Origin of the sequence: Paenibacillus sp. HGF5 (assembly GCF_000204455.1) — a bacterium.
Lineage (GTDB): Bacteria > Bacillota > Bacilli > Paenibacillales > Paenibacillaceae > Paenibacillus_AQ > Paenibacillus_AQ lautus_A.
The window spans coordinates 1-10,479 of sequence record NZ_AEXS01000177.1 but is presented as its reverse complement, the minus strand read 5'-3'; the positions used below and the strand labels follow the sequence as shown (position 1 = coordinate 10,479).

9 protein-coding genes are annotated in these 10,479 nt (G+C 52.5%); all 9 read left to right on the top strand.

Annotation, left to right across the window (positions count from 1 at the left end):
* Window positions 1-356: 356 nt before the first annotated feature.
* Window positions 357-737 (top strand): transposase, encoded by a 381-nt coding sequence (locus HMPREF9412_RS32695; RefSeq protein ID WP_175320828.1) that lies wholly within the window; start codon window positions 357-359, stop codon window positions 735-737.
* Between the two features lie 218 nt (window positions 738-955).
* Window positions 956-1,972 carry an NAD-dependent epimerase/dehydratase family protein gene (locus HMPREF9412_RS30120; RefSeq protein ID WP_009595680.1) on the top strand — a complete coding sequence of 339 codons (1,017 nt, stop codon included), beginning with the start codon at window positions 956-958 and terminating at the stop codon, window positions 1,970-1,972.
* Window positions 1,972-3,054 (top strand): dihydrodipicolinate synthase family protein, encoded by a 1,083-nt coding sequence (locus HMPREF9412_RS30115; protein ID WP_009595684.1) that lies wholly within the window; start codon window positions 1,972-1,974, stop codon window positions 3,052-3,054. Before HMPREF9412_RS30120 ends, HMPREF9412_RS30115 begins: the two co-directional genes overlap by 1 nt.
* A 39-nt stretch (window positions 3,055-3,093) precedes the next feature.
* Complete coding sequence (sdaAB, locus tag HMPREF9412_RS30110; RefSeq protein ID WP_009595685.1) at window positions 3,094-3,777, top strand: L-serine ammonia-lyase, iron-sulfur-dependent subunit beta; 684 nt, start codon at window positions 3,094-3,096, stop codon at window positions 3,775-3,777.
* Window positions 3,774-4,703: an L-serine ammonia-lyase, iron-sulfur-dependent, subunit alpha gene (gene sdaAA / locus HMPREF9412_RS30105; protein ID WP_009595682.1), complete on the top strand. Its 930-nt coding sequence runs from the start codon at window positions 3,774-3,776 to the stop codon at window positions 4,701-4,703. The genes sdaAB and sdaAA overlap by 4 nt, the downstream gene beginning before the upstream one ends.
* A 510-nt stretch (window positions 4,704-5,213) precedes the next feature.
* The gene (locus tag HMPREF9412_RS30100; protein ID WP_009595683.1) at window positions 5,214-6,821 is read left to right on the top strand and encodes an extracellular solute-binding protein; all 1,608 of its coding nucleotides are present in this window, start codon (window positions 5,214-5,216) and stop codon (window positions 6,819-6,821) included.
* Window positions 6,822-6,901: 80 nt separating this feature from the next.
* Complete coding sequence (locus tag HMPREF9412_RS30095) at window positions 6,902-7,867, top strand: ABC transporter permease (protein ID WP_009595687.1); 966 nt, start codon at window positions 6,902-6,904, stop codon at window positions 7,865-7,867.
* A complete protein-coding gene (locus HMPREF9412_RS30090) occupies window positions 7,861-8,742 on the top strand; it encodes a carbohydrate ABC transporter permease (RefSeq protein WP_009595681.1) in 882 nt (293 codons plus the stop codon). Before HMPREF9412_RS30095 ends, HMPREF9412_RS30090 begins: the two co-directional genes overlap by 7 nt.
* A gap of 65 nt (window positions 8,743-8,807) precedes the next feature.
* The coding region (locus HMPREF9412_RS30085; RefSeq protein WP_009595679.1) for a hypothetical protein at window positions 8,808-10,479 on the top strand (1,672 nt) is incomplete at its 3' end.

The window sequence follows — 10,479 nt, the reverse complement described above, 5'->3', positions numbered from 1 at the left end:
AAGCCAAGTTAAACAGCAGAGCTTTGCTTGAGCAAGTGTTTCCGGACTTCATCGGATTATTTCATAATTTGTATGCGACCACATCATTAAAAGTGCTAAAGCGATGTTTGGAGAATAAGGTCGAAGATGTGGGTGATCTCATCCTTGAATGTGGTAGGTAAATCCCACTCCAAAGGATGGATTACGGAGAAAACAAAACGGTTGAAAGAACTCTTGTTGGGCTGGAAAACACAAGAGAGGAGTCAATCTCAGAGCATAGCGTTGACTAGCATGGTCTCCCTGCTGTTGGAATTCGATAAGCAGTTAAATTATTTGGAAAAGCAGATTTGGAAGAACTGGCTAAGGAGTTGCCTGAAGTGGAATTGATCAAAAGTATCCCGGGTGTAGGGAACAAACTTGCGGCAGCCATCGTGGCAGAGCTTGGCGATGCAAGTCAGTTCAAGGATGCGAAGCAACTTGTAGCCTACGCAGGATTAGATCCGGGGATCTACAGCTCAGGAAAATTCACGGCTACAAGCAACCAGATCACGAAACGAGGCTCAAAAAGACTACGGCGAGCACTCTATCTTGCCGTACAGTGCGGAATTCGCAGACATGCAAACCGCAGGATAAGTGATTACTACGACAAAAAAAGAAAAGAGGGCAAGCCCTACAAGGTGGTCGTGATCGCTTGCGCCAACAAGCTTCTCCATCACATTTATGCCATCCTAAGTAAAAGCGAACCCTACAAAGCCTAAAAACCATATTTTCCCATAACCTTCACGCCAATGAAGGTTATTTGTGCTGTTTAGAAAAGTATATCAGTATTCTATTATTTAACCAAGTTGTAATGCTTGACAAGTATTAGCTGGTTTTTTTGTGTGCTGTTTATTTAAAGACGATTTAAAGATTTGTCTTTATATCAAACGGGGCCGTATGATGAAGAAGAATCATCAATCGGAGGAGGAGATTGTTCATGTTAACCGTTGCAGCATTAGAAGCGAAGCTGGCGGAGCCTTCAGCACAGCTTGTTGCCGATTTGGCGTCTTTGGAAGGGGATATCCTGGTGCTTGGCGTCGGCGGAAAAATGGGTCCCAGCCTTGCAAGGCTGGCCGCTAACGCCGTGCGCCAAGGCGGTGGCGGCAAACGGATCATCGGCGTATCCCGGTTCTCGAACCAGGAGGCCAGGCGCGAGCTGGAGGAGGCGGGGGTACAGACGATTTCGTGCGACCTGCTGAACGACGGGGAGCTGCAGCAGCTGCCTGAGGCTCCAAACGTGATCTATATGGCCGGCAACAAATTCGGCACGACCGGCCGCGAATATTTTACTTGGGCGATGAACTCGTATTTGCCGGGCCGGGTGGCCGAGAAATTCAAGCAATCCCGCATGGTGGTGTTCTCATCGGGGAATGTGTATCCGTTCTCTCCGGTGGGCAGCGGTGGAGTCAACGAATCCGTTGCGCCGGAGCCGGTCGGGGAATATGCGCAATCCTGTCTCGGCAGAGAGCGCGTCTTTGAATATTTCTCCCACCAGAACGGTACGCCGATGGCAATCTACCGTCTGAATTACGCCATCGATATGCGGTATGGCGTTCTGCATGAGCTCGCCAGATCGATCCATGAGGAACGGCCGATTCACCTGGCGATGGGGCATGCGAATATCATATGGCAAGGGGATGCCAACGAGATGGCGCTCCGTTCGCTCCTGCATTGCAGCTCGCCTCCCGAAATCATCAACATTACCGGACCGGAGACGATGTCGATCCGCTGGGCGGCACAGGAATTGGCGGCACGGATGGGTAAGGAAGTGACCTTTACAGGTACGGAATCCGAGACCGCACTCCTGAACAACGCCTCGAAATCCCACCAACTCTTCGGTTATCCGAAAGTGTCTCTGCTGCAGATGCTGGATTGGACGGCAGCATGGGTGCAATCCGGCGGCGAGAGCTGGAACAAGCCGACGCACTTCCAAGAGAGAAAGGGGAAATTCTAATGAGCGGACAGATTCCTGCAATGCAAAGGTTGGCCCCCGAGAAGCTGAAAGCTCTTCACGAAGGGCTCGTCATACCGGCGCATCCGCTGGCTTTGGACGAGAACCGGAAGCTGGACGAACGCCGCCAGCGGGCATTGACCCGCTATTATGCCGCATCCGGTGCGGGCGGTGTGGCGGTCGGCGTTCACTCTACCCAATTCGAGATCCGTGATAAAGGCATTGACTTGTACGAACCGGTGCTGCGGCTCGCGGCGGAAGAGGTCCGCAGGGCAGAACTTGACCGGCCTTTCTTGATGGTGGCCGGCGTGTGCGGCCCCACGGAGCAAGCCGTGGAGGAAACGGAGATCGCCCGCAGGCTCGGCTATGATGCCGTCCTGCTCAGCATGGGCGGGTTAAGCGGCTGGAGCGAAGAGGATATTCTGAAGCGCACGGAAGAGATTGCGCAGAGAATGCCGGTGATCGGGTTCTATCTTCAGCCATCGGTTGGCGGCAACATCTTCTCCTTCGGATTCTGGCGTGCCTTCGCAGAAATTCCGAATATCGTAGCGATCAAGATGGCGCCCTTCAACCGCTACCAGACGATTGCCGTCGTTCGTGCCGTCTGTTATTCGAGCCGCAGAGACGATATTGCGCTCTATACGGGGAATGACGATAACATCGTCAACGATTTGCTGACGACCTATCGATTCCAGGTGGACGGAACGCCGGTCGCCAAGCCTATCGTCGGCGGTCTGCTCGGTCACTGGGCGGTCTGGACCAGGAAAGCGGTGGAGCTGCTGGAGGAAATCAAAGAGGCGCGCAAGCAGGAGCAGTTCGCGAAGGAATGGCTGACGCGCAACGTCGAGATTACCGACTCCAACGCGGCCTTCTTCGATCCCGCGCATCAGTTTGCGGGCTGCATCCCGGGCATTCATGAGGTGCTCCGCAGACAGGGACTGCTGCAAGGCACATGGTGCCTGAATCCGCATGAAACGCTGTCTCCCGGACAATCGGAAGAGATTGATCGGGTCTACCGGGATTATCCCCATTTAAACGATGACGATTTTATTCGGGAGCACTTGGAAAGTTGGCTGGCAGACTGATACAATGAGGGCAGAATAGTCGAAAGTGGGGAATCGCGCATGCGGTTTAAAGATGTGTTTTCTATTATTGGGCCCAGCATGGTGGGGCCGTCAAGCTCCCATACCGCTGGGGCCGTGCGGATCGGAAGAGCCGCGCGGCGCATATTTGGAGCATTCCCCGATCAGGCGGAAATTGTGTTCTATGGATCTTTTGCCGAAACCTACCGCGGCCACGGCACCGATCTGGCTGTCGTAGGCGGGCTGCTTGATTTTGCCACGGACGATATGCGCATCCGGAATTCGATCGAGCTTGCCGAAGCGGCAGGCATTGAACTTACCTTCAAGACGGCACAGAATGTGGCCTTTCACCCGAATACCGTGGAGCTGAGGCTGATGGGCGGCGATCATACCGATGTCATTGCAGGCGCTTCCATTGGCGGAGGCAGCGTGGAAATGCTGCGCGTAAACGGTTTCGACGTCAAGTTTACGATGAATTATCCGGTGCTGCTGGTCTTTCATGACGATACGCCGGGCATGGTCGCGCATATCACCCGGCTCCTGGAGGCCGGCGGCGTCAACATTGCCTATATGGATGTGGACCGCAAGGGAAGGGGCGGCGATGCCATGACGGTGGTGGAGTCGGACGAAGCGGTTCCGGCCGAATTGATGAAGCATATCGAAGGACTGCCGAGCGTGCATCGCGTCGTCATCGCGGATTTGACAGTAGAGGAGGCGCAGTCATGAAGTTTTCTACGCTGGAGCAGATCATTGCATGCTGCCGGGAGGATCAGGTGACGATCGGCCAGCTGATGCTGAATGAACAGATCAAGGAAACGGGGAAAAGCCGGGACGAGACGTTCAAGCAAATGGCCGATTACTACGGCATCATGAAGGAAGCGGTGCACCGGGGAATCCATGAACCCGTCCCTTCCAAAAGCGGCCTGACCGGCGGCGATGCCGTGCGCGTTCATCAATATATGAGCAGCGGGGTGCCCGCGCTTGGTACCGACGCTTGCACGGCGCTGGCCTACGCCCTGTCCGTGTCCGAGGTGAATGCCTCCATGGGGCGCATCGTAGCGACGCCGACGGCAGGCTCATGCGGCATTATTCCCGGGGTTTTTGTCAGCACGCAGGAACGCTTCGGCTGGGAAGACGAGCATTTGGTGATGGGGCTGTTCAGCGCAGGCGCAATCGGCTACGTCATTGCCAATAACTCGTTTATTTCCGGTGCGGAGGGCGGCTGCCAAGCTGAAGTCGGCTCAGCTATCGGTATGGCGGCAGGCGCTTTGACGGAGCTGCGGGGCGGCACGCCGGAGCAGGCCGTTCACGCCGTCGGACTTGCGCTCAAGAATTCCTTGGGACTTATCTGCGACCCGGTGGGCGGGCTGGTCGAGATTCCTTGCATCGTGCGCAACGGCTTCGGCGCGGTGACGGCGCTGGCGGCATCGGATATGGCGCTTGCCGGCGTGCGCAGCGTCATCCCATCCGACGAAGTGATCGACGTGATGCTGGAGGTTGGCACGGCTATGCCGTCCAAGCACAGGGAAACAGCGAAGGGCGGACTTGCGCAGACGCCGACCGGCAAGAAGATCCTGAAGGATCTATACGGCAAGGAAGGCAAAAAATTGCGGGAGCAGGGTGCCAAAGCGAAGAAGGACGGAAACGAGTGATTGAATTCACACCCGTTTTGATAGATCGCCGATGACGTTCTGCTTCAAGAATATACGATGGGGAAGAGAAGAAATTTAACATCTTCCGTGAGGGATTTCGTGATGAAATCCCTCTATTTTTTTATCTATTTCTACCGCTTTAGCATTTTCCACATGCTCAAAAAGCCTAATGTTATGCGGGTTTTCGGCATTTCGCCCGCTTGAAGAAGAAAAAACGCCATCTCGCAGAAATACGCTTCTTTACGAATCTTGGAAGCGTTTTTATGATGTGGATGGGTAGAAAATTCCGTGCCGGACACTCGGCAACGGATGCCCGATCATTTTAGAATATTCCTGCGACAGGCCGGGATCTTCGCCAACAAGGAGGCATGGTAGGAAACATTAAGCATGTGAAGCGCAGACCGGATGAGTAAGCCGACACACAGATGAGAAGAAATGACGGGGGTAGAGTAGCGATCGCACAGATTCAGTCAGCCGCATTCAAATGATGGATTTAGAGGAGGAACGCAAATGACAAAAAAATGGTTTCGTATGGCACTCGTGTTCACATTAATCATTTCGATCTTGGCCGCATGCAGCGGAGGAAATAAAGAGGCAGCTCCCGAAACGGACGGAGAAACAGCACCTCCAACGGCACCGGCAGATCCGGATCAATATGGGGATACTGGCGGTCTCGCGCTTCCGCTGGTCGATAAACCGACAACGATCAATTGGATGGTCGTCAGCGAGAAAACCAACCTGAATGATTCCTTGTTTGCCAAGGAGATCGAGAAGCGAACCGGAATCAAAGTGAATTTCCAAGCTTATTCTTCGGCTACGTTTCAAGACAAGCTGAAAGTAACCGTTGCATCCGGCAAGCTCCCGGACATCATCCACGGATTGACGCCACCGGAGCTGAAGAAGATTGGCAAACAGAAAGCGGTCGTTGCTATTAACGAATATCTCGACATGCTGCCGAACTTCAAAAAAATGTATGTGGACGAGAATCCTTGGGTCATTCCGTCCTACGGAGACGAATCCGGCAACATCTATACCTGGCCGGTTGCAAACATCAACCGTGACGTGAACCACGGCTTCCTGTACCGCAAAGACATCTTCGATGAGCTGGGCATCAAGGAATGGACGAATACCGACGAATTTTATCAGGCCCTCAAAAAGTTGAAGGAAGCCTATCCGGATTCCTATCCTTACGCCTCCAAAACGAAAGAGCACATTTTCCGCGATTGGGCCTTCGGCTGGGGAATCGGCGGAGCCAACTATCCGACGTATTACGACGAGACGGCCAAGGTATGGAAGTACGCTACCATACAGCCAGAGCACAAAGAAATGCTCGATTTCATGAAGAAGCTGTACAACGAGGGACTCCTCGATCCGGAATTCATGACGGACACCGACGATTCCTGGACGGCGAAAATGACGTCAGGCAATAAATCCTTTGTCACCTATGACTGGATCGGACGTTTGGACCTGTTCTACAACCAGGTCAAGGACCAAAATCCGAACTATGATCTGCGATACGGCAATCCGGTCGGGCCGACCGGAAACGGCAAGACGATTGAGAGCATTACGAACGGCTTCAGCATCGCGGTAGCCAACAATGACAACAAGGAAGCTTCCCTGAAGCTGCTCGATTACCTGACGAGCCCGTCCGGCGCCACGCTGGTGACGATGGGCGTGGAAGGCGAGACGTTCAAGATGGAAGGCGATAAAGCCGTCTATCCGGAGCTGACCGACGTGCCTCTGGTGGATATCAGCGTGCTGGAGGACCGCTATGGCCTGTGGCTGCAAGGAGTGTATGTCAATTCCGACAAGCGCAGCGTGTACTTCAACTATACGGAGAAGGAGCAGGAGGCTCAGGATAAGCTCCTGAACGGCAATAAATTCGAGCCGCTGGATCCGGTCGTGAACTTTACGGATGACGAAACCGCAACGATTGCGGAAATCCAAACCTCGCTGAAGAAATTGGCGGATGAATTTAACGCCAAATACATTCTCAACAAAAACTACGGCGATGCGCAGTGGCAGCAATGGCAGGCACAGGCTGAGAAGCAGGGAGCCAAGCAAATCGTCGATATTTTCAACGCAGCCCAGAAGAGATTGGATGAAGCCACGAAATAATCCGCAGAAGAAATAGGAGTGATGGCGGCATCCGGGTACAACGCTCGGGTGCTGCTCATCATCTTAAAGGAGGGAACACCATGTCAAGTGCAGGGACAGAGACAAATCTCGCCAAACCCCGCGGCGGGTTTGGGAGAAGAATGGTTTCGGCCTTTCAGCATATGAAGCGGGACAGACAGCTGTTGATTCTGTTTATCCCGTGCCTGTTGTTTTATGTTATTTTCCGATACGGGCCCCTGTACGGCTTGATCATTGCCTTCAAGGACTACAGCGTATTTACCGGCATCATGGAGAGCGAATGGGTAGGGCTCAAGCATTTCGAGAAATTTTTCGGCAGTCCGGATTTCTGGCTGTTGTTCAAGAATACGCTCCTTCTTGGCGTATACAATTTGATTTTCGGCTTTCCTTTTCCCATCATTCTGGCGATTCTCCTTAACGAGGTCAGAGTGAAATGGTTCAAAAAGTCGGTTCAAACGCTCAGCTATCTGCCTTCGTTCCTGTCCGTGGTCATTATAAGCAGCATGATTATCGACTTCCTGTCGCCCAATCAGGGGATCATTAACCAGCTGATCGCGGCGTTAGGTTTCGAGAAGACGTATTTTCTCATTGAGCCGAGCTGGTTTAGAACCATCTATGTTTCATCGGATATCTGGGCAACCGTCGGTTATGAGGCTATCATCTATATGGCTGCGATTGCAGGGATCAGCCCGTCGCTTTACGAAGCGGCCAAGGTGGATGGTGCCAAAAGGCGCCACATGATTTTTAAAATCACGATTCCCGCCATTCTTCCAACGATTATTATCATGTTTGTCTTGAAGACCGGGTCGATGCTTCGGATCGGATACGAAAAGGTATTGCTGCTTTACAATCCGATGACTTATGAGGTGGCGGACGTATTCTCGACTTATGTCTACCGGAAAGGCCTTCTGGAGAGCAACTATAGCTATGGCGCGGCCGTGGGCTTGTTCGAAGCCGTTGTCGCCATGATATTGCTGCTGTCCTCCAACTACTTCAGCAAGCGACTGGGAGGTAGCGGACTATGGTAAACAACAAACGATTCAGCCTTCGAAACATCTCGTTATTCGGCATTATCAACACGCTGATTCTGACATGCCTTGCCATTATTACCGTGTACCCCGTCGTCTATATCACCGCCGTTTCCCTCAGCGCGACCTCCGAAGTGGTGCAAGGGAATATCACCTTGTTTCCCAAGGGTTTTAATCTCGACGCCTATGCCCAGGTGCTGAACGACGACCGGGTGCCGCGCGCCTATCTGAATACGATTTTTTATACAGCGCTCGGTACGGCCATTAACCTGCTGCTTACGGCGGTAGCGGCTTATCCGCTCGCTCGCAAAAATTTCTTCGGACGCAAGTTTTTCCTGCTGGCAATCATCATGACCATGTTCCTGAATCCGGGGATCATTCCGAACTACCTGATCGTATCCGAGCTTGGCCTGCTGGACAGCGTATGGGCACTCGTGCTTCCGAATGCGATCTGGACCTTTGAGCTGTTAATCCTCAAAAGCTTCTACGAGAACATGTCGGAATCCCTGCGCGAGGCAGCCGTCGTCGACGGCGCTTCCGAGTACCGCATCCTGTTCCAGATTGTGCTTCCGCTGTCCAAACCGGCGCTGGCCTCGATCGGATTGTTTTATTTCATGGGCCATTGGAACAGCTTTTTTATCCCGCTGATTTACCTGAACGACGCGAATATGTACCCGCTTCAGGTCGTGCTTCGCGATATGCTGATTTTCAGCGAGAACGGAAGCAACCCGAGCCTGGTGGATGCGTCGGCGCTTGCTCCGCAGGCCATGAAGAACGCAACGATCGTGTTGTCGATGATTCCGGTGCTGCTGATCTATCCGTTTGCCCAGAAGTATTTTGCCAAAGGGGTCATGCTCGGTTCCGAAAAGGGGTGATGGGAAGGTGCCGGGGGCTATCATGTTGAATATGAAGGGATGACATCCAAGAGAGGTGAATCCGTATGAATCGATTGATCGCCAACAGAGGCTTGCTCCAGATTTTCTTCGCTCTGCAACTGGTCATCGGCATCATGTTCATATTCAATTACATCGTGTACAAGAATTCCATTACCGGAATTTACGACAAGGTGAGCGAGAACAACCGGATGGTGATCAGAAATATTATTCAGTCGTTTGATACCAGTTTCTCCTCCATTAACAATTTGATTTTTAACATTCATGCGCTTCCTTCGGACCGGATGCAGTTGGATAACGGCAAACTTGACATGGAGAAAGTCATCTCTCTGCAGGACAGCGTCACCAGCATCGTATCCAACGTGGATATCGTGGAAGATGTGGTCATTTCGTTCGACAATCACGATTTGGCCATTACGACACGCGGAACCAGCAATCTGGACGCATTGTTTGACAGGCGATACAAATCCCAGAAGTTCAACTCGATGTTCTGGAAGACGTTTACCCGATCGGAGCACGAGCTTACGGTTTTTCCAGCGGAGGTTTATGCGGATCAGAGCAGCGGGTACGGCCGGAACCTGATGATTGCCGTAGACGGCAACAAGGTCAGAATGTCGAACAAAAACCTGATGATTCTGATTAACGTGAACCGGCTGCTTAAGGGGATCGATTTGAATTCCATGATTCCCGGGGCCTCGCTCATTGTGCTGGATGCGAACCGGAACGTCATCTTGAGCACCGAGAAGGATCTCGATCTGGTAGGCATTCTGAACGACGTGTACTTTAATCCGTCGCAGGAAGCCTCCCTCACGCACGACGATTTTGAGTACAATTTTTACAAATCGGACTATAACGGTTTTATATATATCAATAAAATGCCGTACAAGTTTCAAAATATCGATTCCGTCACCGATGCCAATACGTGGATTATGTACGGCGCGATTGTGTTAAACGTCATTCTGTCGGTGCTGCTCAGCATTTACCTGTACCGGCCGGTGAAGAACATCGTCCAGCTGCTCGGGGGCAGTTCTCTTCGAGGGAACGATTTCGTGAAAATCCAGAGCGGCATCGTCAAGGTGCAGCGGGAGAACGAATCCCTCAAGAAGCAGATGGATCTGGTGGATGAGGATATCCGCCGAAGCGTGTTCCTGCAAACGCTGGACGGCCATCACCATTCGCGCGAGCAGGAAATGCAGATGCAGAAGCACTACACGCATTTCTTCCAGTGCCGGCATTTCATGATGGCGGCCGTGTATTTGCAGCCTGCCGGCAAGGGGGCGGCCAAGTCGGATTTTGTCCTGGAAGAGCTGACGTCTCAGATCCGGGGCGGCCTGGAGGAGCGCTATGGACATGTGGTGGTTTATCATGTTGAAGAGCTGAAATTCCTAGCGTTAATCGGTCTGGATCAGCCGTCCGAGCGCAAGCAGCTGGTCAGGAAATTCGAGGAGTATATTAGGCGGTGCAACGAGGATTATCATGATACGTTCACGGTGTGGGGCTGCGTTAGCCGCACGTACGAATCCAAAATCAGCAATTGCTCCGAAGCATACCGGAATATTAAGGATGGGCGGTTGTACCGCAATGTGAATGCGGACACGGACATGGTCGATGCGGAGCAGATTCGGTACGTCCCGGATATTTATTATCCGCTTCAGAAGATCGAGAAGCTGAGCAATTGCATGCTAAGCGGCAAGGTGGATGAGGGACTGCAGATCGTGA

What these genes read in the sequence shown, in the direction of transcription:
- HMPREF9412_RS30120 (WP_009595680.1), top strand. Translation starts at nt 956, where the DNA reads ATGTTAACCGTTGCAGCATTAGAAGCGAAGCTGGCGGAGCCTTCAGCA.
- HMPREF9412_RS30115 (WP_009595684.1), top strand. Translation starts at nt 1,972, where the DNA reads ATGAGCGGACAGATTCCTGCAATGCAAAGGTTGGCCCCCGAGAAGCTG.
- sdaAB (WP_009595685.1), top strand. Translation starts at nt 3,094, where the DNA reads ATGCGGTTTAAAGATGTGTTTTCTATTATTGGGCCCAGCATGGTGGGG.
- sdaAA (WP_009595682.1), top strand. Translation starts at nt 3,774, where the DNA reads ATGAAGTTTTCTACGCTGGAGCAGATCATTGCATGCTGCCGGGAGGAT.
- HMPREF9412_RS30100 (WP_009595683.1), top strand. Translation starts at nt 5,214, where the DNA reads ATGACAAAAAAATGGTTTCGTATGGCACTCGTGTTCACATTAATCATT.
- HMPREF9412_RS30095 (WP_009595687.1), top strand. Translation starts at nt 6,902, where the DNA reads ATGTCAAGTGCAGGGACAGAGACAAATCTCGCCAAACCCCGCGGCGGG.
- HMPREF9412_RS30090 (WP_009595681.1), top strand. Translation starts at nt 7,861, where the DNA reads ATGGTAAACAACAAACGATTCAGCCTTCGAAACATCTCGTTATTCGGC.